This is a genomic window from Mucilaginibacter gossypiicola, assembly GCF_900110105.1.
Classification (GTDB): Bacteria; Bacteroidota; Bacteroidia; order Sphingobacteriales; family Sphingobacteriaceae; genus Mucilaginibacter; species Mucilaginibacter gossypiicola.
Genome location: NZ_FOCL01000003.1, coordinates 953,347 through 975,835, shown reverse-complemented (window position 1 = coordinate 975,835; position 22,489 = coordinate 953,347). Strand labels below are relative to the sequence as shown.

The window sequence follows — 22,489 nt, the reverse complement described above, 5'->3', positions numbered from 1 at the left end:
GATGAAAAAATCAATCATATATCTTTTATTGAACCTGCTGGTTACGTCTTTGCACGCACAGCAACAGGAGGTGACAGTTTTTAAATCGGGAGCTGATGGGTACCGCTCTTTCAGGATCCCGGCTATTGTTAAAGCCCCAAATGGGGAATTGCTTGCCTTTGCAGAAGGAAGGGTAAACGGCAGCGGAGATTTTGGCAATATCCAGATTGTATCGAAACGGAGCGCCGATGGTGGTAAAACCTGGGGAGCTTTACAGGTTGTGGCTTCTAACGATACGCTGCAAACGGGCAATGCTGCTCCGGTGATTGACCGTACCGATCCGGCTTATCCTAAAGGGCGGTTGTTCCTGTTCTACAATACAGGCAATGCGCCCGAAAATATGGTGCGGAAGGGAAAAGGCCTGCGCGAGGTATGGTATAAAACATCAACCGACAATGGTTTAAGCTGGTCGGCCCCGGTGAATATTACTTTGCAGGTTCACAAACCTAAGCAGCCACAGGTTAACGGTGCTTATAACTTTAATGAAGACTGGCGCAGCTATGCAAATACTCCCGGTCACGCCATACAACTGGCCGCCGGGAAATATAAAGGCAGGATCTACATAGCAGCTAACCACTCTGCAGGCGAACCGCAAAAGTATTACGCGGATGGCCGGGCCTTTGGTTATTATACAGACGATCATGGCAAAACATTCAAGCTGAGCGATGAAGTGAGTTTCCCCGGTGCCAATGAAAATATGGCGGTTGAACTCAGTGGCAATAAACTGATGATGAATATCCGCAATCAATTGGGTAATATAAAACAACGTATCGTTACCATAAGCAGCAATGGTGGGCAAACCTGGGATACCACTTATTTTGACGCTCACCTACCCGATCCTGTTTGTCAGGGCAGCATCTTCAATTTAGGCAAAAGAAAAGGCAAGGCAATCCTGGCTGTTTGTAATGATGCCGATACCCTGCACCGGGATAACCTTACGCTTCGCATTAGTTTTGATGAAGGCAAAAGCTGGAAACAGAACTATGTTATAGCCAAATCGCCCGAAGGTTATAAGGGAGATTACAGCGCCTATTCAGATCTGGTAGCGGTTGATCAAAAGCATGTTGGCATCCTGTATGAAAAAGATGATTATAAACAGATAGTTTTTACCTGTTATGGCTGGTAAGCGGGGCTTTTTTACTTTTTGCTGTCTGCTTGTTTTTAGGTTGATGACGGTTGCGCAGGTACAATTACCTGTGTATCCTGATTCTCTGTTTTCTACCTATTATCAGCAGCGGGTGAGCCATTTTAAAACGCTGCCCAAAACTACAGATGATATCATTTTTTTGGGGAACAGTATTACCGATGGAGCAGAGTGGAGCGAATTATTTGGCGATAGCCGCATTAAAAATCGCGGCATCAGCGGGGATATCAGCGCGGGAGTGATCGCCAGGTTACCTGAAATTGCCGGTCGCAGGCCTGCAAAAGTTTTTCTGCTTATCGGCGTAAATGATCTTTCCCGAAATACTTCGCCGGATAGCGTGGTGAAAAATATTGGACTGATAAGCAACTATCTTCATGAACAAACTCCGGCCACACAAGTGTATGTACAAAGCATTTTACCGGTCAATAAAATCTATAATAAGTTTGGAATACATACTAATAAATCGGCTCGAATCATCGAGGTAAACCAACGGCTTGAATCGGCTGCGGATAAAAATCATTATACTTATATCAACATCCATGATGCGTTTCGCGGTAAGGATGGGCTGCTCAGACCTGAGTTGACTAACGACGGGTTACATCTAAAAGGCGAAGGATACCTGGTCTGGAAGCACCTGCTTTATCCCTATGTTTTCGACCTCGGATCGAAGCCATCTTTACTCCCATTGCCACAATCATTAAAATGGCTGCCTGGTTTTTTCCCGTTTTATAAATGTAATTCGGTTATAGCCGACAAAGAGTTGGCAAATGAAGCCAACATTATCCAACAATTACTGAAACTAAACGGTGCATCGGCCATTGGGCATGATTCAATTGGCAATAAACTTTATATCGAATTAAAGCTCACCAAACTTAAAGTACCCCGGCTGGCAGATGAGGCTTATCATTTACAGGTTTCAGAAAACTGTGTGAAAATAATTGCCAATACAGCTCATGGTATTTTCAATGGCATTCAAACGCTGATACAATTACTACGAGATAATGTGATACTGGACGCCTGCGATATAACCGACTGGCCCGCTTTTGCGTGGCGCGGGTATATGGTTGACGTTGGCCGTAATTATCAATCGGTAGAACAGCTAAAGCAACAGATAAACATGATGGCTTTGTACAAGCTGAATACGTTTCACTTTCATGTAACGGAAGATATCGCCTGGCGCTTAGCCATAAAACAATATCCTGAGCTTACCCTGCCCAAAAACATGACGCGTGATAAGGGGCGATTTTATAGTGTTGATGAAGTGAAGGAATTACAGCGGTTTTGCCGGGAACGCCATATTGAGTTTATACCGGAAATAGACATGCCCGGCCATAGCGCCGCATTTAAAAGGGCTTTTCACTGTGATATGCAAAGCGATACGGGTATGCGGATATTGAAAAATATTATCCGCGAGGTATGCGAAACCTATAAGCCGGCTTACCTGCATATCGGCGGCGATGAGGTAAAGATCAGCAATGCCGGTTTTTTACCGGAAATCTGCCGCACGGTTGAACAATATGGTGTAAAAACGATAGGGTGGAGCCCGGGAGGTAATGTACCTCAAAACACCATCAGGCAGTTGTGGATGAAGGAAGGGCCTGTAGATAAAAAGACTAAATATATTGATTCCAGGCATATGTACCTCAATCACATGGATCCGCTGGAAAGTGTCACAACCCTTTTTTACCGGATGATAGGCGATGTATCAGCAGGAAACAACAACGTATCAGGTGGTGAAATTTGTTTATGGAATGACCGCGCTGTAAACCGTGAGGAAGATCTGTTAACCATGAACCCGGTTTATCCGGCTATGCTTGCCTTTGCCGAACGTTCATGGCGGGGCGGAGGGCGGCCGGGTTGGACAGCCAATATCATATCGGCAGATACATCTGCATTAAATAGTTTTAAGGAGTTTGAAAACAGGCTTCTTGATCAAAAGGAACAAAGTTTTAAAGGATTGCCTTTTCCATATTACCGTCAGTGTAATTTAGTTTGGAGGTTTTATGGGCCATACAACAATGGCGGCGACCGGGAGGCAAAGTTTAAACCAGAAACAGATGCTTTTTTGAAGGATAGTGCTTCCTTCGTCGCAACTGGCGGCACATTGATATTGAGGCACTGGTGGTATCCGTTGGTAAACGGTTTGATTGTGCATCCAAAAGAAAATTCAACATGGTACGCTTCTGCAAAAATCTGGTGTGATACCGAAGGATATAAAAACTTTTGGATAGGGTTTAACAACTTGTCACGTTCGTACGCTACAGATACTCCTGATCCAGGTACGTGGGATAGCAAGGGAAGCGCCTTATGGGTAAATGGTAATATGATAAAACCACCATTGTTTAAATTTGCCGGGAGCAAGGGAAACCTGGAATCGCCATTGATTGATGAAGGTTATGAGTACCGGCAACCGGCAAGGATCTATTTAAACCGGGGATGGAATAATATACTGGTTAAATTGCCGGTAGCCGGCTTTACCGGAAAAGACAGTAACAACCCTGTAAAATGGATGTTTACGTTTTTGCCGTTTTAGCACGCTCAATTTTTTTTGATCAAATTTATGACGATGCCTGCCACTATATTTGGCGCTCGAAATAACAGAATAAATGTCAACAGTAAAACAAGCTATACCTACTATCAAACCGGCCGATGTAAAGCCATACAATAATATCTTCGGAGTATTGATAACTATTTTCGGGATGATTTTCCTGGAGTTCCTGGTTATGGGAATCTCGCTCGGTGTTTTACCCGATTATGTGCATAGCCGGCTTGGTTTTAGTAATTTAATGGTGGGTGTAGTTATAGGTTTGCAATATGCTGCTACGCTTTGCACCCGTCATTTTGCCGGTAAAATGGCAGATACAAAGGGTGGCAGGCAGGCAGTTGTAATCGGGATATTGCTCTCAGCCTTATCAGGTATTTTTTGCATTGTTTCGGGTTTAGCCATTGGTATTCCCTCAATTTCATTGTTAGCTTTAATTGCAGGGAGGATATTGTTGGGTATCGGTGAAAGCTATCTGGTAATAGGAGTTTTTGCCTGGGGATTTATTTTGGTTGGCCCGCAAAATACCGGCAGGGTAATGGTTTGGAACGGAATGGGTATGTACGGTGGCATGGCCTGTGGGGCACCTTTAGGCATTTGGTTACAGTCACAATCGTCAATTACGACATCGTTTGCGGCAATAGCCTTATTGCCTATAGTCAGTTTGCTGGCTATGCGAATGCTGCCCAGGGTAATATTATCGGGTCAGGTTAAAAGATTACCGTTTTATAAAGCAGTAGGCCTCGTATGGAAATCGGGAACAGGGCTGGCCCTGGCCAGTATCGGTTTTGGGGGGATTGCCTCATTTATAACCTTATTTTTTATACAGCAATCGTGGCAGGGCGCATCTTTTGCAATTACGGCTTTTGGCGCTGGGTATATTGTTGTGCGGATCTTTTTTGCCGGTTTGCCCGATAGGTTTGGCGGGGCACGGGTTGCCATGATCTCTTTACTGGTAGAGGTTGCAGGTCAGCTTTTAATATGGTCTGCCACCTCCGGCCTGGCGGGGATTTTAGGGGCGGGACTTACAGGTATTGGTATGTCGCTGGTTTTTCCTTCATTCGGGACTATTGCCGTGAAAAGAGTTAGTGCCGAAAACCGTGGAATGGCTATGGCTGCCTATAATGCATTCTTTGACCTGGGGATTGGGCTTACCGCCCCAATTGCCGGGCTTATAGCCGGAAAAGGCCATTATAGTAACATTTATCTATTAGGCGCATTAACCGCAGCGGTAAGTGCTTTACTGGCTTACTTAGAATATAAAAAGGATAAAGTTGTTTTTACAAATAACAGTGATGATGTAATTGAAATGATATAAGGATCAAGTAAAGCTTTACCGGTTAACAAAAAGCTTTTTTTATACGCTCAATCACTGATGATCCGAATCTTAAAAGTGCGATTCAAAAACCCCAAATTAAGCCTTCAATATACCATAATGAAGAAACAAATGAATAAAAACAAAGCAATGTTCCTGCTTATCGTGTTTATGCTGCTATGCAATATCAGCATGTACGCGCAGAGCAGACCCAATATTGTGATCATCATTTCTGATGACCATGCGTACCAGGCAATCGGCGCGTATGGCAGTAAACTGGCGAAGACTCCTAACATTGACCGGATAGCCAGGGAAGGTGTGATTTTTAAAAAGGGTTATGTAACCAACTCTATTTGCGGGCCAAGTAGGGCGGTTATCCTTACGGGCAAGTACAGCAATAAAAATGGGTTTAAGGATAATGAGAACTCTAAATTTGACGGTAGCCAGGACGAATTTGTAAAGCAACTGCAAACTGCAGGATATCAAACTGCATGGATAGGGAAATGGCACCTGGAAACCACGCCACAGGGATTTAATTACTATAAAATTTTACCGGGACAGGGCCAGTATTACAATCCTGATTTTATTAATATGGATGGCAACACGCAACGGGTAGAAGGATATGTGAGCAATGTCATTGAAGATGAAGCGGAAAAATACCTGGATTCCAGGGATAAAAGCAAACCATTTTGCCTGGTCATCGGCCATAAAGCAACTCATCGTACCTGGGTGCCGGATACCTGCGACATGGGGATGTATGATAAGGTTACCTTCCCGCTGCCGCATGACTTTTATGATAATTATGATAATCGGAAAGCCGCAAAGGTACAGGATATGACCATCAGCAAAACGATGCAGATGGGTTATGATCTTAAAATGCTGTCGGACAGCAGGAAAGGAGAGGAAGCTGTAAACCGGATGAACCTCGATCAGCGGGCTAAATTTGATGCTTATTATAGGCCGATAGAGGCAGACCTTAAAGCTAAGGGCTTGAGCGGGAATGCGCTTACTGAATGGAAATACCAACGCTATATGCGGGATTATTTAAGTACGGCAGCATCATTGGACAGGAACATCGGGCGTACGCTTGATTACCTGGATAAAAACGGTCTTTCAAAAAATACAATGGTGATCTATATATCCGATCAGGGTTTTTACCTGGGGGAGCATGGCTGGTTTGATAAGCGCTGGATATATGAAGAATCATTCAGAACGCCGATGGTAATGAGGTATCCGGGTGTAATTAAACCAGGAACGGTATCGAACGAGTTTGTGTTAAATCTCGATATTGCACCTACTGTGCTTGATGCAGCAGGTGTAGCTATTCCTAAAGATATCCAGGGCGAGTCGTTTTTACCACTGGTAAGAGGAACTAAGACCAAAGGCCGTGACGCAATTTATTATCACTATTATGAAAATGGAGAACATGCTGTTTCCCCTCATTTTGGGATAAAAACCAAACGCTATAAACTCATACGTTTTTATACCCGTGTTGAATGCTGGGAATTATATGATCTTCAAAAAGACCCGAACGAAATGGACAATATATTTGGTAAGAAGGGGTATGAAAAAGTTACGAAAGATTTGAAAACACAGCTTAAGCGACTGATCGATAAATATGAGGATGAGGATGCAGCAAAAATCTTTTCGGTCAATCTCAGGCCGGTTGCTTTATAAATATTTGTTACCTGCCGGGATAAACCTTAAATCAATTAAACGTGGAAGCTGGCTAATCCCTGACCTTGCCAGTTTATCCCGGTAATAACGCAAATCCACCGGCAAGAACCTGGCGACCTGCGTGGGGGCCTGCTTCATTTTTAATGGATGGTACAGTAATGAAACAGATCTGGGATGCAAAAAAATACCGGCGCCTGATAATTAAATCTAACTCGTTAGGTAGATTTTAAAAAATTGCGTTGAAACATTGGCCTGGCTGCTCTTTCTTAGTTCAAAGTTAGTCCAGCCGTTTTTATTTAAAAGCGATAGTACCGCTTTACTGTAATCCAGTTGTGGGTCATTATAATAAACAACCTGATTATGTGAATGGGATATGTCATAGGGGGCGTTGTCCAGGCCAGATTGCACGCCGTTTTCAGTTAATAGTTTGTTGATGCTTTCTGCTTTTTCTTTCAGGGCGGGCAAATAATAAATTTTGACAATTGCGGCTTTTAAGATGGTTCTAAAGTTGTTTTTCAATAAAAGGCCGGATACTTTTTCATCGGCATTTTGAATTTTGGTTTGGGATGGTTCACTAAGTCCGTTCATTGAAAACGCAACTGCGCTTTTCATTTCTATATAGGCCTGGGAAACTTGTTTTAGTGCTTTTGATGAGGAATCTAACCTATTGGTGATCCTGCCAAGGCTATCGTTGTATACTTTAATCTGTCTGTTTAAGGTGTCTTTTTTAGCTTCAGCTATTTTGATGTCCAGATCTGCTTTGGCATTTTTAATGTTTGACAAATAGCTTTGCAATCCGAAACCAAATATTGCAATAACAACGGTAACTATCGAAGTCCAATACGATAACTTCTTGTACGACGGTTTTTCGAGATCTTCTACTTTCAGTTTCAGTTCACGAACCTTCAGATCGAGTTCACGGAGTGCCAGGTCTTCTTTCAAGTCTTTGTTAGCCATAAGAGTATAGGTTTAAAAAAATGTTGAAGCAATTTAATGATTAATTGGAATATGATACTACTACAATTTCATTGACTTCGCTAAGTTCTGCGGTTGTTTTGACAAAGTCTTTGCCGGCTTGTGGCGGTTCATGGCTGTTAACTAATTCAGTTTAACGAGTAGCTGTAGTTTTACTAAAGACACCCTGAAAATATCCATTTAAGGAGTGAGCGGCCGCTGCATTTGCTGTAAATGTGAACTCTTTTTTATTATCCCAACATTAAAATCTGGACAATAAAGATGTTTTAATTTTATCATCCTTACAACACTTCTAAATGACCTTATTATTATAAATTTACAGAAATGAGGCCCTGATCAGCTGACAAAGAAAAATACCGGTACCGTTTCATATTCCAATATTTTAGTTTAATAACATATTTTATATTTTCATTGCTTTATAAGCGGCTTTGACGAATTTAAAGGATTGTTTAAACGACAATTGTAAACCAATAATAAATAAAGCATAATGCAAACAAAGCAAAGAGCTAATTACGGAGCGAAATCTCTGGTACAGCAAATTGTCGGAACTATAAGTAAGAACATTGACAAAGGTATTTACCGGAAAAATGAAAAGCTGCTGTCAATTAACAGCTACAGCAAGCAGCACGGTGTAGCCCGGGATACCATCGAAAAAGCTTATATGATACTTAAGAACGATGGTTATATCCAGTCGGTTTCGGGTAAAGGCTATTTTGTACTTGGTAAGCCGGATGTGAGGATGAAAGTGCTTTTGCTGTTCAATAAACTGAGCTCTTATAAAAAAACTGTTTATGATACCATAGTACGTACCCTGGGTGATAAAGCCAGGGTTGATCTTCATATCCACCATTATAATCCGGCTCTGCTTGAGGAAAGCATAGATGCTAACTTAGGCAATTATCATTATTACGTTGTTATGCCGCATTTTTTTGATTACAGTAATGAACAGGAGTATTTAACCATTTTAAAAAAGATTCCGGTTGATCAGTTGATATTGCTTGATAAAGATCTGCCCAAATTGGCCAAACAATCAGCTGTATTTCAGGATTTTCGTAACGATATCTACGGGGCATTAAAAGTAGTGACCGACCTGATTGCCAAATACGAAAAACTAATAATCATTTATCCATTAGATCGCCATCACCCACCCGAAATTAAAGATGGGGTAATGCAGTTTTGTGAGGAAAACCGCAAAAAGTTTGAAGTAATTCCTGCATTTAAAGCAGATGATCTTAAAAAAGGTGCAGTTTATATCGTGCTTACCGAAAATGACCTGGCCGATTTGATCAAAGGTGCAAGAGTAAGCGGTTACGAATTAGGGAAAGATATAGGGATTATATCTTTTAATGAAACCGTGTTTAAAGAACTATTGGATATTACCGTTATTACCAGTGATTTTGAAGAAATGGGCAGAAAAACAGCTGAGTTGATGCTTCAAAATAAAACGGCAGTTATTAAAAACGCCTTTAAAATAATTATCAGGAAATCGCTATAACGAAGCCCTGAGTGTGAGGTAAAAAGGTACCTCATACCGTCCGGTAGATCCATTTTTAATAATCTCTGCAGTCATTTTTCCCATCCGTTCAAAATCTGTTGATATGGTGGTTAAGCCATTCAGGATGATTTTTTTCAGTGGGGTTTCATTGTAAGAGATCACGCCAACATCTTTACCTATTTTTAGTTCAGTAGCCAGGATCCTTTCAATCAAAACTACAAGGTCGTTTTCCATCAGGTTAATGAATACATCTCCTTCATTTATCGGTTCGCCCTGTATGTCATGAACTACTTTGTAGGTAAATGCATATTGAATGCAGAAACTGAAAAAGCCTTTCAATATTTCGCCCGGAAAATACGTGTATTCAGGAAATATGATCTTTAGGGTATGATAATTTCTCAGCTGCGGTAAGGCTTCTTCCAGTGCCAGGTAAATATCTTTTTCAAAATTCTCGTACACTGCAGCAAAATCGCCTTTTATTCCCGGCACCAATTTATCAAGTATGATCAATTTCTCTTTGGGCAGGGTATTAATGATATCGTGAACGTTTTCGCCGCCGTGCATAAAGTGGGGCAGTATCACATAATGAGTATAATCATTACTGTTGTTTTGAAGCAGCTTCTTGAAAAACTCAAAGTCGTTATTGTATATATAAAAATCGATTGCCGCTTCATGGCCAAGACCATCAACTATAGCATCATAAACCAGTTTTTTATGGGTGCTTAGTTTATTGAATATTAAAAACACTTTGAACTGCTGCCCGGCCTCGGTGTTTTTAATATAATAACCTTTACCTGGCACTGAGCCAAGCAGGCCGATTGATTTGAGGTGTTTATAGGCTTTTTCTGCAGTATCACGCGATATTTCAAAATTGCAGTTTAGCTCATTAATAGATGGCAGCGTTTCGTTAATGACCAACTTTCCTTCTCGTACGCTTTTGATGATGGAGTTAGCTAACTGAATGTATTTAGGCGTAGATGAATAATAATCAATATAGATGTATTCTAAAAAGCGTGAAGACTTCATAACGATTGACTTGGCTACTGGGAAAAACTTAAAGGTAATTAAATTAGGTTTGATAAGGCTTTCCTCTTTTGCATGAGTAAACCAGGGAAGCTTAATAGGCAACCAAATTAAATAAAGTGATGAATTTGTTACAATAACATAGCCTTCAATCAGGATGGTGCAGGACGCTGTTGGTGTAAACATGCGCTAACTTTAATTATTATAAACCAGGGCCCACGTTGGCCGGCCAATAACCAGATAAATACTATCCATAATGATCAAGCTGCCTTACAAGATATTGCTGTGCGCTATTTGTGTTTTGTTACGGTTTATCGTACCTGTACCGCTTTTTGCACAGGCGGTTAAAACCGGCTTTAAATTTGACTTTAGCAGCGGGAACACAGCGCCCGGCTATCAAAAGGTAAGTCCGGATGAGGTTTTTAATGATGTAAAAGGTTATGGTTTTGATTTCGGTTCAAAAGTAACAGCTGTAACACGCGATGGCGGAAAGAAACTTACAGGTGGGTATGTAACCGGTGATCAGCCTTTTTATTTCTCGGTAAATCTACCTGAAGGAAATTACAAGGTTACCTTAACTGTGGGTGATATAAAGGGAGGTGGTAATATCACGGTGCGTGCCGAATCGCGCAGGTTGATGCTGGAACAGGTAAAGACTAATAACTCGGTTAAAAAGTTAAGTTTCATCGTAAATATTCGTAAGCCCGATATCAGCACCGGTGGCAAAGTAGCGCTTAAACCACGCGAACTGGGCAAATATGATTGGGATGATAAGCTTAGCCTGGAGTTTAATGGTACAAAACCCTGTGTTGATGCGCTGGAGATAGAAAAAGTAGATGACCAGGTAACCGTTTATCTGGCCGGAAACTCAACTGTGGTTGATCAGGACGATGAACCCTGGTGTTCGTGGGGGCAAATGATCACCAGGTTTTTCAAGCCGGGTGTGGCTATAGCCGATCATGCCGAATCCGGGCTTAGTCTTGGCAGTTTTTTAAATAGTCACCGTTTAGATAAAGTATTGAGTGTAATTAAGCCGGGCGATTACCTGTTTATAGAGTTCGGACATAACGATCAGAAAGAAAAAGGGCCGGAAGATGGCGCTTACAAATCATATACCGAACGTTTTATGCTGTTTATTAATAAAACACGCGAGAAAAAAGCCATTCCCGTAATTGTAACTTCTACAAGCCGCCGTGCTTTCAATGATAGCAATAAAGTAGTAAATACCCTTGGCGATTATCCCGACGCTGCAAGAAAAGTTGCCGCAGATCTGAATGTTCCCCTGATAGACCTCAATGTCATGTCCGCCAGGTTTTATGAGGCATTGGGTAACGAAGCATCTAAAAAAGCCTTTGTTTGGTACCCTGCAAACTCGTTCCCAAACCAGCCAAAGGACCTGGCCGACAATACCCATTTCAACAGTTACGGTGCCTATGAGCTTGCAAAATGTGTTATAGAAGGGATCAAAAGCAATCATCTGGGCATTGAGCGGTATATTATTGATGCACCGCCTTTTGACCCTGCCCATCCTGATCCGGTAGAAACCTTCAGCTTACCGGCCAGCCCTAAGAACAGCACGATAAAACCTGACGGAAATTGACTTTTATAGACGTTATATAAATTTTAATAAAATGATAATGAATAAAAAACTGTTACTACTTGCGCTTGGTGTTTTACAAGCCGGGCTGGTTGCCGTAAAAGCCCAGGAAGTAATGGAAACAGGAGGCGCCAAACCGATGCCTGAACAGTGGATCGATAGTGAAACAGGTCATAAAGTGGTCCGTTTGGTAAACCGCGAGAGTGACAACGGCAGCTTTTATTTCAACAATACACCTTTTGTTCCTCAAATAAAGAACGAAGGTGATCTGATGGTATTTTACGGCAAAACGGATAAAGGGGAACAGCTATTTACGGTTAATTTAAAAACGCAGAAAATAGACCAGCTGACAAACAGGGCGAAGGTATCGGGCGAGATGGTTTGTGCCAAAACCCGCGAAGCATTTTATCAAAGCGGCGACAGCATATTCGCTGTAAATGTGAATACCCATAAAACAAGATTTATTTATGCATTTGCACCCGACTTTAAAGGTAGGGTAGGTACTGTAAATGCCGATGGAACGTACATGGCCTGTGTTAAGGCTACGGGTGAACAAGAACGTGAAATACTTGCAAAATACCCTGAAAAGCACGATTTCTTTAACCGGATCTATGACGCGCATATTCAGCATACGCTATATGTGCTTGATGTTAAGCACAAAACATTAAAACAAATACACCAGGAAAACGAGTGGACAAATCACCTGCTTTTTTCGCCAACAGATCCAGATAACCTTTCCTATTGCCATGAAGGTCCCTGGGAAAAGGTCGACCGGATCTGGAACATCAATATAAAAAACGGCGAAAACAAGCTGTTACACAAACGTACTATGGTAAATGAAATAGCCGGTCATGAGTTTTTTTCGCCGCTGGGTAATACCGAGTGGTTTGATCTGCAGAAACCTAAAGGGCAAACCTTTTTTCTGGCAGGCATCAATATGAAAACAGGAAAAGAAGACCGTGTTTATCAAATGGACAGGAACGAATGGTCGATCCACTTTAATGTAACTAAAGATGAGCAAACATTTGCCGGTGATGGAGGCAATTCCGGGCAGGTAGCCAAAGCACCCGATGGCATGTGGATCTATCTGTTTAAGCCAAACGGTGATCGTTTTAAATCAGAGAAATTGGTAAATATGAAACACCATAATTATCACCTGGAGCCCAATGTGCATTTCTCGCCCGATGAAAAATGGGTTATCTTCAGGGCCAATTTTGAAGGTCATGAGGGAGTTTACGCTGTAGAAATTGCCAAACATTAATACCCCAAACAGGATGTCATTGATCAAAAATAATATAAAAATAGCTATTGTATTTGCCCTGTTAGCAGGTGCCCAAACAGCATCTGCACAGGTTGGCTGGCCCACGGCTACCGAACAAACCAAACCCTGGGCCCGTTGGTGGTGGGAGGGCAGCGCAGTAAATAAAAAAGACCTTACCTGGAATATGGAAAGCTACCATAACGCTGGTTTAGGTGGGTTGGAAATTACACCGATTTATGGCGTAAAGGGTGCCGAAAACCAGTTTATACAATACCTGTCGCCGCAATGGGTTGATATGTTGAAGTATACATTGACGGAGGCTAAACGCTTAAATATGGGGATTGATTTGGCTAATGCTACTGGCTGGCCTTTCGGCGGTCCATGGATTACCAATGAAGATGCCAGTAAAGAGCTGTTCTGGAAAAACTACGACGTTAAAGGCGGTGAAAAACTGAATGAGCCTGTGGTATTTATGCAGCAACCGCTGGTGAGGGCCGATGGACAAGCTCCAAAGATCACAGACCTGGTTGAACCTATTAGCAGCAATAAAAACCTGCAGCTGATGGCCCTTGACCAGGTACGGTTTGAGAAACGGATCCCTTTAACTGTTTTAATGGCCTATGATGGTAAGGGGCAGGCGCTGAACCTTACGAACAAAGTTGATGCTGCTGGTAACCTTAACTGGACAGCTCCTGCCGGAGAGTGGAAGCTATACGCGCTTTTCCAGGGCTGGCATGGTAAAATGGTAGAGCGTGCCGCTCCCGGTGGTGAAGGTTATGTTATTGACCACTTTTCAAAACCCGCTCTTGGTCATTACCTTGCCCGGTTTGATGAGGCATTTAAAGGACGGGATTTAAGTGGCATAAGGGCATATTTTAACGATTCGTATGAGGTGGATGATGCACGTGGGCAATCAAACTTTACCCCGCTGTTTTTTGATGAATTTATTAAACGCCGCGGCTATGACCTGCGCGATCATTTACCTGCTTTATTTGGTAATGATAGTAAGGAAAACAACAGCCGCATCCTGTGCGACTACCGCGAAACCATATCCGACCTGTTGCTGGATGATTTTACCAAGCCATGGCATGACTGGGCCAAAACAAAAGGTGCATTGATTCGCAATCAATCACATGGTTCGCCATCAAATATACTGGATCTGTACGCAGCTATTGATATTCCTGAAACGGAAGGGGATGACGTGCTGCGGTTTAAATTTGCTACCTCGGCGGCACACGTGATGGGTAAGCCGCTTGCATCATCCGAGTCGGCAACATGGCTTAATGATCATTTTTTGTCGTCGCTGCGAGATGTTAAACAGGCTATTGATAAATATTTTGTAGGTGGTGTAAACCATATTTTTTATCATGGTATCAGTTATTCGCCTCAAAACGCGCAATGGCCGGGCTGGTTATTTTATGCAGCAGTTCATTTTAATCAAACCAACCCGTTCTGGAATGATTTTTCAACCTTAAATCAGTATATAACCAATTGTCAGTCGTTTTTGCAGCAAGGAAAGTCCGATAATGATGTGTTGGTTTATTACCCCTTATTTGACAGTTTTTCTGAACCGGGGGATAGGGGTTTGCTCAAACATTATGATGCCATGAAGCCCGATTTCAAGGGGACAGGGTTTGAGTCATCAACCGAAGAAATGCTTAAAAAAGGCTATACATTTGATTTTATATCAGATAAGCAGATAATGGGCCTGCAAAGTTCAGGCAACCAGATTTTAACCGCTGGTCTTAATTATAAAACCATCCTTTTGCCCGATAATAAATATATCCCGCTTGAAACCTTTAATAAAATGGTGAATCTGGCAAAGGCGGGCGCGACAATAGTGGTGTATAAAAATCTTCCATCGGGTGTGCCCGGATACACAGGGTTACAGGAGCGTGAAAAAGCATTTAAAAACCTGCTTGCCGGATTGAATTTTACTGCTGGAAATAATGGTGTTAAAGTTGCCACAATTGGCAAAGGCCGTTTTTTGATTGCCGATGATATTTCCTCATTACTGGACGAAGCGGGCATCAACAGAGAGCAAATGACCGATAAAGGTTTACAGTTTGTACGCCGTACTTATAAAAATGGTAACAGCTATTTTATATCAAATAATGGCGGCAACCCGGTTAATGGCTGGATTGATCTATCGGTTAATGCAGCATCTGTAGTGGTATTTGATCCCATGACTAAGGTTTACGGATCGGCAAAGATCAGGAAACAAACCAAGGGCAAAACCAGTGTGTACCTGCAATTACTGCCCGGAGAGAGCTGTATTTTACAAACCTTACCGGTAAAAATTAAAACGGCCGACTATACCTATTACAAGGCCGCAGGCAAGTCTGTACCTGTAAGCGGTACGTGGGCACTGAACTTTGCCGAAGGCGGCCCAACATTGCCGCAGCCCATAAAGACTTCAGAGCTTAAATCATGGACAGAATTAGGCGGCGAAGACCTTAAAGCTTTTTCCGGAACAGGCAGCTATGCTATCAGCTTTAAAAAGCCGGCTCAAAATGCCCTTGCCTGGAAGCTTAACCTGGGTAAGGTTAACGAAAATGCAGAGGTTTATCTCAATGGTAAAAAGCTGGCTACACTTATCGGCCCGCAATATGTGGTTACCATACCTTCAGCACAGTTAAGGACAGTTAATCAACTGCAGATCAGGGTAGCTAACCTTATGGCTAACAGGATCATTGATATGGATAAGAAGCATATCCCTTACCGGATCTTCTATAACACTAATTTCCAATCGCATAGTGCAGGTTCCAAAGGGCCTGATGGGCTTTTTACCGCTATAAACTGGGAACCAAAGCCTTCCGGCCTGATCGGTCCGGTAACACTTGAGCCGGTTAAACAGCTGTTTATTAAATAATTATTTGAGGGTTTTATTTCAAAAAGGTGGTCGGATCCGGCCGCCTTTTTTTATGTTTTTAATGCCTTTGAGCAGGATACTACAGGATGGTGTTGTTGAAATTAACTTTTATGTTCGTATATACAATTATATACCAAACTGTACCAAACAGTAAACCCCTTAACTTGATTTTATGAAAAGAATTTTTATTCATTCTTGTAAAATGCTATTGCTATTACTGCTCTTTAATATGGCAGGGGCAAGCAGTGTTTTTGCACAGCAGCTTAGCATTACGGGTACCATTACAGATAGCAAGCACCAACCGGTTTCGGCTGCTTCTGTGCAAATAAAAGGCACAAAATCGGGTACCACCTCTAACCTCGACGGAAAATATAGCATTAAAGCAGCCGCAGGGCAGGTGTTAATATTTAAATCGATTGGTTTTGACGCCAAAGAAGTTACCGTAGGCTCCGGTAACACCATCAATGTTACCTTAACTGAAGCCGAATCGCAACTGAACGAAGTAGTAGTTATCGGTTATGGTGCTCAAAAACGCGCTAATGTTACCGGTTCTCAGGCTACTTTCAAAGCCGATAACCTGAACGAACGGGCTGTAACGCGCGTTGATCAGGCGCTTGTTGGGCAGATGGCAGGCGTAACCGTTAAACAAACAACCGGTGTGCCGGGCAAAGCATTTAGTGTTAATGTACGCGGAAGCGGCTCTATAAGTGCCGGTAATGAGCCGTTGTATGTAATAGATGGCTTTCCTTTGTCTGTATCAGCAATAGGCAGCGGTGGTAGTTTCAGCACAGGAAACCCGCTCGATAATATTAACCCCAATGATATCGAAGATATCCAGGTTTTAAAGGATGCAGCAGCAGCAGCCATATATGGTTCAAGGGCATCAAACGGTGTTGTTTTGATCACTACCAAAAAAGGAAAATCGGGAAAAGCTAAAATCAGTTACAGCGCTTATTACGGTTATAACGCGGCTGCCAAATATTTGCCCATGCTTAACGGCGATCAATGGATTGACAGGGCTACCGAAATGATCAACGCCGCTTATGTGCTCAAATTTGGTGTACAGGGAGCAACAGCAAGTGATGACAATGCAACACGTCAGGCACTGAATGGCGGTGCTTTTAGTTCGGCCTATATGCTTGATCCGAGATGGGCTACACCAGGCCATCCGGGCTTAGAATATGTAGATTGGCAGAAAGCCATTGAGCAAAAGGGCGCTATGCAAAACCAGGCGCTGAGTGCAAGTGGCGGTAACGAATTTGTAAATTATTTTATTTCAGGGAACTATGCCAATCAGGATGGTTTTGTGAAAGGGTTGGGTTATAAAGCCTACTCGGCCAGGGCCAACGTGGAGGCACGTATCGCCAAAAACCTGAAATTAGGGTTAAACATAGCGCCTACTTATTCAATTTCGCAGGATCCGGGTGTAGAGGGGAAAGATAATATTTTTCACCAGGCACTAAGCTATAGCCCTATCCAGGAAGATACAGTTGGTTTATATCCTAATGCGTTTAAAAATGGGCAATACACCTGGGGTAACTCGGCAAACAGCCCTATAGCTAAATTGGAGAACAAGGTTGGGCAAACCAAAAAATACCGTACACTGGGCAGCATATTTGCCGAATACGAAATTATAAAAGGCTTAACATTAAGGAGCTCACTTAATCTTGATAATGTTGATAATGCATCTAACAGTTACACCCCGTACACTATTGCAGGCACTTTGGCTTCCAGAACGTTTAATGCATCTACAAACGCCAATCTTACCGCTAATACTTCAGGTTCGTACAGTACTTTTAAAAGACAAACGTTTGTTAATGAAAATACGCTTACCTATAATACCACCATTCATGCAAACCATAGCCTGAGTATATTATTGGGCCAGTCATACAACACAGATCGCTTAGATCAATCTACGCTGTCATCGGTTGGCGGTTATACCAGCAGCGTTATCCAAACCTTAAATGCTGCTGCCAACGTAACCGGCAACACAACCGGAACCAAAAGTGTATTGGTATCATACTTTAGCCGCGCGCAGTATGCATATAAGAACAAGTATCTTTTATCCGCAAGCTTGCGCGAGGATGGTTCATCAAGATTTGGCGGCAATACCAAATATGGCGTTTTCCCTTCAGCGTCGGTAGGCTGGCGTATCATACAGGAGGACTTTATGAAAAGGCTGCCTGTAATGAGCGATCTGAAATTGCGCTTTAGTTATGGTGTAAATGGTAATAACAGTATTGCCGATTACGGTAGTATTTCACAAATAGGTTCATACGGATATGTTTTGGGTTCGCCGCAGGCATTGGCTATCGGGCAGGCCCCAAGTAATTTGCCAAACCCCGATATCAAATGGGAAAAATCACAAACTTATGATGTAGGGCTCGACTTCGGGTTTTTCAGTAACCGTTTAACCGGCTCATTTGATTACTACAATAAATTGAATACCGACTTATTGCTGAATGTGCCCATCCTTCAGTCTACTGGTTTTAGCAGCCAGTTGCGCAATGCAGGTTCGGTACGTAACGTGGGCCAGGAGTTAGAGTTAACCAGCCGTAATTTAGTTGGTAAGGTTCAATGGAGCACATCAATTAATATCAGTCATTATAAAAATAAGATCGTAAGCCTTTATGGTAACCAGAAACAAATTATTATCCCAAATTCATTTGATGTTTCTGATGCCATTTTGCGGGTAGGACAGCCTTTAAACAGTATTTATGTTGTTAAACAAATCGGTTTCCTAACGCAGGCAGATCTTGATAACCATGTGGCAACTTATGGTACGGGTGAAACCGTTGGAGACCCCAAATACCAGGACCTGAACGGTGATGGTGTAATAACCGAGGCAGACAAGCAAATTGTTGGTCATCCAAATCCTAATTATACCTGGGGGATCACCAATACCGTACGCTGGAAAGGTTTCGACCTTACTGTTTTGGTTCAGGGTCAAAACGGTGGATCAATCTATTCCTTACTGGGCAGGGCTATCACCCGTACCGGCCAGGGCTTTACGGATAATGCACCTGCATTTTATGATAACCGCTGGAGATCACCTGAAAACCAGGGGGCCGGCCGGGTTAGCAAAGCCTACTCTACATTTGGTTTCGTAGCCAATACGGATTGGTTGTATTCTTCAGATTATGTAAGGGTTAGGAATATTACGTTAGGGTACGATCTTAAAAATATATTTAAAACCAAAGTTTTAGGAGCAGCACGCCTGTACGTTACGGCCGAAAACTTCTTTGGTCATGATAAATATTATGGAGGTTTGAATCCAGAGGCGCAAAATACAGCCATCAGCTCAGACAGTAACTACCCCGAAGCAGGTGATTACGGAGGCTTGCCATTAGCTAAATCATTGATTTTCGGGCTAAATGTTACTTTTTAATTACTTCAACATTATCAAAATGAAAAAGATATTTTTTCTATCAACCATATCAGCTGTGTTTTTAATGGCCTCCTGTAATAAGGATTTAAACCAGGTGCCTATATCCAGCTCAACAACAGCAACTTTTTACAGGTCGCCGAGTGATTTTTTGCAGGCTACAAACGCTATTTATGCCGATCTGCACAATTACCCGGTACGATTGGCTAATATGTCCGAGATCCGTTCGGATAATATTTATGGCGTTTCGGTTACCGTGCGTGACTGGGACCCGGTGAACGATTTCTCGCCCTCGTTAGCAGCAAATGCATATGTTACCGAAGCCTGGGGAACCGATTTTAACGGTATTTTCAGAGCTAATACCCTGCTTGACCAGGTTGCCAAAAATGGCAGTTATATAGGCTCCGCGTCATTAGCCACAAGGTTACAGGCCGAAGCCAAATTTCTGAGGGCATTTTATTATTTCGACCTGGTGAGGTATTACGGTAAGCTCCCTGTTATTGACCATCCGGTTACTGCACCCGAGGCCAATGCAATAGGCCGTAGTTCGGTAGCCGATGTTTACAAACTGATCATAGCCGACCTGCAATCAGCGATAGCTAATTTACCCACCACTTATACCGGGGTAGAGGTGGGCCGTGCTACCAAATATGCGGCAGAAGCGTTACTGGCACAGGTTTACATGGCTAAATCGGCGCCAAATTATGGTATAGAAGGGCCTGGAACCGGATCAAACGAATGGAATTTAGCTTTGCCATTACTGCAGGATATTATCAGCAGTGGCAAGTTTGCTTTTGAGCCTACTTACAGCAACATTTTTTCATATACCAACCAAAGTCCTGCTGTTAATAAAGAGGCTGTTTTTGATGTAATGTATACAAGCGGCATCAGCGGTACGAGTGATCTTTACGGAGCTTCATATCCGTGGACGCTTGCACCAAGCGCTTATTTTTTATCTATCAAGGATACCAAATCAAACGGAAGTCTGGAAATTATCCCGGTATCAAATGATCTGGCAAACAGTTATGACGCAGCCGATGTGCGGAAGGCATTTACCGTATATACCGCAGGTTACACCAACGCAGGCAGTACAGAAAATCGCCCTTTCTTTAAAAAATGGCTCGATATAACTAAAATCCCAACTGCCAGCCGTTTTGACTGGGGAATTAACTTCATCGCCATCAGGTATACCGACGTTTTAATGCTTAAAGCCGAATGTATCTTGAACGGGGCAACAGGAGGTTCACAGGCTGATGTTGATGCTATTGTTAACCAGGTACGTACACGGGCTGGGCTGCCATCAGTAACAGGCGTAACGCTTGCCCAGTTGTTTGACGAACGCCGCAGGGAATTTGCCGATGAAGGCTCACGCTGGTTCGACCTGCAAAGGAGCGGTAACCTGTTAACCATTATGAATAGCTGGATCGCGAAGGAAGATGCCCAGAAAGCCATCAAACCGGTTATAGCTAATTACGTTATTTACCCTGTACCGCAAACACAACTTGATGCTGCACCGGGGTTGTACACACAAAACCCCGGGTATTGATTCCTGGGGAATGATGAAAGAATTATTCAGGTCATCATAAAAAAGGCTTGCCCCTCTGTGCTTCGGGAGGGGTAGGCCTTTTAAAGAATAAAACACTGTTATGTTAGTCATTAGTCGAAAGCCTTAAGTTCCAAGTCGGAAAAGTATGAACTTAACTTTTTACTTAAGACTTAGTACTATTAACTTAACGCCACCTATGAAATTATTACGTTATTCTGTTTTCCTGATAGTTATTACCGCCAATGCTGTAAACGGGCAAACTAACCTGGATTGGGCCAAAAAGGTTGGTGCCAGGCAATCTCCTCAAAAAACAACAGTTTGGTATGTAAACGATAATGGTGCGGCTAATGATGGCAACACCATAAATACAACTGCCATACAAAAAACTATCGATCAATGTTCGGCAAAAGGTGGTGGCATAGTTACATTTAAACCCGGTAAATATTTAACGGGTTCCATTTTTTTGAAGAAAAACGTTTGCCTGAATATTGATCAGGGCGTGGAGTTATTGGGCAGCCAGGATATAAAAGATTACCCTGAAATTGACACCCGTGTTGCCGGTATTGAAATGAAATGGCCTGCCGCGTTGATCAACATAGCCGGGCAAACCAACGTGGCAATTACCGGAAAAGGATTGGTAAATGCGCAGGGTAAGCCATTTTGGGATATTTACCGGAAAATGCGGGCTGAATATGACCCCAAAGGCTTACGCTGGATAGTTGACTATGATGCCAAACGTCCCCGCACGCTGCTGATTTCCAACTCCCAGGATGTTACCATCAAAAATATTACGCTGCAACAGGCCGGGTTTTGGACGGTGCAGCTGCTTTACTCTGGTTATGTTACTGTTGATGGTATTACCATCCGCAACAACGTTGACGGCCATGGGCCTTCGACAGATGGTATAGATATAGATTCGTCCAGCTGGATCCTGGTGCAAAACTGCGATATTGATTGCAATGATGATGATTTTTGCCTTAAAGCCGGTCGCGATTGGGATGGGTTGAGGGTAAACAGGCCAACCGAGTATGTAGTGATCCGTAAATGTATTTCAAGGGCAGGCGCGGGATTGCTTACCTGTGGCAGCGAAACATCGGGAGGGATCAGACACGTGCTCGCCACCGACCTCACAGGTAACGGAACCAGTAACGGGTTAAATATTAAATCGGCCATAACGAGGGGAGGCACGGTGGAGGATATCCACTTTACCAATATAACCATGAATGGCGTGGGGACTGCTTTTCAAATCACCATGAACTGGAACCCGACCTATAGTTATTCCAAATTACCCGACGGCTATAATGAAGCTACGCTGCCCGATCATTGGAAAAAGATCCTGCACAAAGTGGAGCCTGCCGAAAAAGGGATCCCGCATTTTAAAGATGTTTATATTTCGAATATTAAAGTAACTGGTGCAAAAAAAGCCGTCAATGCCATAGGTCTCAAAGAATCAACCATGCAAAATTTTCATTTTGATGGGGTTAATATCGAGTCGGGCACCGCGGGCGATGTGCAGTTTGCGCAGGCATGGGAGTGGAAAAACTCACAGATCGTTACCCAGGACAATACTAAACTTAATTTAACTGACGCCGGTGCTGCTCAATAATAAATACAAGAC

Annotated in this window: 13 protein-coding genes; 11 read left to right on the top strand and 2 right to left on the bottom strand. The window is 42.7% G+C overall.

The genetic code is table 11. The annotated features are described in order from the left end of the window. Position 1: 1 nt before the first annotated feature. The 4 genes from BMX50_RS13725 (at position 2) to BMX50_RS13710 (ending at position 6,717) form a co-directional block, all read left to right on the top strand. Complete coding sequence (locus BMX50_RS13725; protein WP_091211072.1) at positions 2-1,165, top strand: sialidase family protein; 1,164 nt, start codon at positions 2-4, stop codon at positions 1,163-1,165. After that, positions 1,155-3,716 (top strand): family 20 glycosylhydrolase, encoded by a 2,562-nt coding sequence (locus BMX50_RS13720; RefSeq protein ID WP_091211071.1) that lies wholly within the window; start codon positions 1,155-1,157, stop codon positions 3,714-3,716. The genes BMX50_RS13725 and BMX50_RS13720 overlap by 11 nt, the downstream gene beginning before the upstream one ends. A gap of 73 nt (positions 3,717-3,789) precedes the next feature. Beyond that, complete coding sequence (locus tag BMX50_RS13715) at positions 3,790-5,043, top strand: MFS transporter (RefSeq protein ID WP_091211070.1); 1,254 nt, start codon at positions 3,790-3,792, stop codon at positions 5,041-5,043. 129 nt (positions 5,044-5,172) lie between these two features. Next, positions 5,173-6,717 (top strand): sulfatase family protein, encoded by a 1,545-nt coding sequence (locus BMX50_RS13710; protein ID WP_208864702.1) that lies wholly within the window; start codon positions 5,173-5,175, stop codon positions 6,715-6,717. A gap of 207 nt (positions 6,718-6,924) precedes the next feature. On the opposite strand, the gene BMX50_RS13705 is transcribed toward BMX50_RS13710, so the two are convergent. Continuing rightward, positions 6,925-7,674 carry a hypothetical protein gene (locus BMX50_RS13705; RefSeq protein WP_091211069.1) on the bottom strand — a complete coding sequence of 250 codons (750 nt, stop codon included), beginning with the start codon at positions 7,672-7,674 and terminating at the stop codon, positions 6,925-6,927. Positions 7,675-8,179: 505 nt separating this feature from the next. Between BMX50_RS13705 and BMX50_RS13700 the strand changes: the two genes are divergently transcribed. Next, a complete protein-coding gene (locus BMX50_RS13700; RefSeq protein ID WP_091211068.1) occupies positions 8,180-9,187 on the top strand; it encodes a GntR family transcriptional regulator in 1,008 nt (335 codons plus the stop codon). Here BMX50_RS13700 and BMX50_RS13695 read toward each other — a convergent pair. Then, positions 9,182-10,213, bottom strand: a complete 1,032-nt coding sequence (locus tag BMX50_RS13695; protein ID WP_091211124.1) for a GntR family transcriptional regulator — start codon at positions 10,211-10,213, stop codon at positions 9,182-9,184. The genes BMX50_RS13700 and BMX50_RS13695 overlap by 6 nt on opposite strands. Positions 10,214-10,466: 253 nt before the next feature. Here BMX50_RS13695 and BMX50_RS13690 point away from each other — a divergent pair, with 253 nt between their 5' ends. The 6 genes from BMX50_RS13690 (at position 10,467) to BMX50_RS13665 (ending at position 22,477) form a co-directional block, all read left to right on the top strand. Further along, positions 10,467-11,810 (top strand): rhamnogalacturonan acetylesterase, encoded by a 1,344-nt coding sequence (locus BMX50_RS13690; RefSeq protein ID WP_091211067.1) that lies wholly within the window; start codon positions 10,467-10,469, stop codon positions 11,808-11,810. Positions 11,811-11,847: 37 nt separating this feature from the next. After that, positions 11,848-13,068, top strand: a complete 1,221-nt coding sequence (locus BMX50_RS13685; protein WP_244280976.1) for an oligogalacturonate lyase family protein — start codon at positions 11,848-11,850, stop codon at positions 13,066-13,068. Positions 13,069-13,081: 13 nt separating this feature from the next. Next, a complete protein-coding gene (locus tag BMX50_RS13680; RefSeq protein WP_091211123.1) occupies positions 13,082-15,940 on the top strand; it encodes a glycosyl hydrolase in 2,859 nt (952 codons plus the stop codon). 172 nt (positions 15,941-16,112) lie between these two features. Next, positions 16,113-19,328, top strand: a complete 3,216-nt coding sequence (locus tag BMX50_RS13675; RefSeq protein ID WP_091211065.1) for a SusC/RagA family TonB-linked outer membrane protein — start codon at positions 16,113-16,115, stop codon at positions 19,326-19,328. Between the two features lie 19 nt (positions 19,329-19,347). Beyond that, positions 19,348-20,871: a RagB/SusD family nutrient uptake outer membrane protein gene (locus tag BMX50_RS13670; RefSeq protein WP_091211122.1), complete on the top strand. Its 1,524-nt coding sequence runs from the start codon at positions 19,348-19,350 to the stop codon at positions 20,869-20,871. A gap of 196 nt (positions 20,872-21,067) precedes the next feature. Next, positions 21,068-22,477, top strand: a complete 1,410-nt coding sequence (locus BMX50_RS13665; protein WP_091211064.1) for a glycoside hydrolase family 28 protein — start codon at positions 21,068-21,070, stop codon at positions 22,475-22,477. Positions 22,478-22,489: the final 12 nt, after the last annotated feature.

Bases quoted from the DNA above. Each gene is read 5' to 3' on its own strand.
- BMX50_RS13725 (WP_091211072.1), top strand. From the start codon at position 2: ATGAAAAAATCAATCATATATCTTTTATTGAACCTGCTGGTTACGTCT.
- BMX50_RS13720 (WP_091211071.1), top strand. From the start codon at position 1,155: ATGGCTGGTAAGCGGGGCTTTTTTACTTTTTGCTGTCTGCTTGTTTTT.
- BMX50_RS13715 (WP_091211070.1), top strand. From the start codon at position 3,790: ATGTCAACAGTAAAACAAGCTATACCTACTATCAAACCGGCCGATGTA.
- BMX50_RS13710 (WP_208864702.1), top strand. From the start codon at position 5,173: ATGAATAAAAACAAAGCAATGTTCCTGCTTATCGTGTTTATGCTGCTA.
- BMX50_RS13705 (WP_091211069.1), bottom strand. From the start codon at position 7,674: ATGGCTAACAAAGACTTGAAAGAAGACCTGGCACTCCGTGAACTCGAT.
- BMX50_RS13700 (WP_091211068.1), top strand. From the start codon at position 8,180: ATGCAAACAAAGCAAAGAGCTAATTACGGAGCGAAATCTCTGGTACAG.
- BMX50_RS13695 (WP_091211124.1), bottom strand. From the start codon at position 10,213: ATGAAGTCTTCACGCTTTTTAGAATACATCTATATTGATTATTATTCA.
- BMX50_RS13690 (WP_091211067.1), top strand. From the start codon at position 10,467: ATGATCAAGCTGCCTTACAAGATATTGCTGTGCGCTATTTGTGTTTTG.
- BMX50_RS13685 (WP_244280976.1), top strand. From the start codon at position 11,848: ATGAATAAAAAACTGTTACTACTTGCGCTTGGTGTTTTACAAGCCGGG.
- BMX50_RS13680 (WP_091211123.1), top strand. From the start codon at position 13,082: ATGTCATTGATCAAAAATAATATAAAAATAGCTATTGTATTTGCCCTG.
- BMX50_RS13675 (WP_091211065.1), top strand. From the start codon at position 16,113: ATGAAAAGAATTTTTATTCATTCTTGTAAAATGCTATTGCTATTACTG.
- BMX50_RS13670 (WP_091211122.1), top strand. From the start codon at position 19,348: ATGAAAAAGATATTTTTTCTATCAACCATATCAGCTGTGTTTTTAATG.
- BMX50_RS13665 (WP_091211064.1), top strand. From the start codon at position 21,068: ATGAAATTATTACGTTATTCTGTTTTCCTGATAGTTATTACCGCCAAT.